General features: G+C 31.1%; 1 protein-coding gene. It reads right to left on the reverse strand.

Annotation, left to right across the window (positions count from 1 at the left end; genetic code table 11):
• Positions 1–136 precede the first annotated feature (136 nt).
• Positions 137–472, reverse strand: a 336-nt coding sequence (locus CP363_RS10535) for a Fur family transcriptional regulator (protein WP_098036230.1), incomplete at its 5' end; no start/stop codon positions are given.

The raw sequence follows: 472 nt of genomic DNA on the forward strand, positions 1-472 counted from the left end.
GTGTAATTCGATTGATAGTTTATCTTGATTCGCAGCACCATCAAGTCTCTTAAAAATTGACTATCAAATCTACTAATCTACTTCATCGCTTTAATATGTCATTAATAATATGATAACTTTCATATAAAGTCAATAGCTAATCAGCTATCTTAGCTTGGCATTCTGGACATAATCCATAGACCTCATATTGACTATTACAGACTTTAAAGCCAGTTTTCTCAGCCGCATCTTTTTCTAATGTTACGTATTCATCATTAGGTACATCGATAATTTTATTACAGTTTACACAAATAACGTGATAGTGTGGTTCTGCAAAATAATCATATCTCATATGACCTTCATTGTCTGGTGTTACTTCAATGATTAATTTTCTGTTCATAAATAACTCTAATGTATTATAAACAGTTGCCAAACTTACGCTAAAGCCATTTTCCTTAACATATGAGTAGATCATTTCAATTGAAGGATGCTC

The organism is Lactobacillus sp. UMNPBX12 (assembly GCF_002553955.1).
GTDB lineage: Bacteria > Bacillota > Bacilli > Lactobacillales > Lactobacillaceae > Lactobacillus > Lactobacillus crispatus.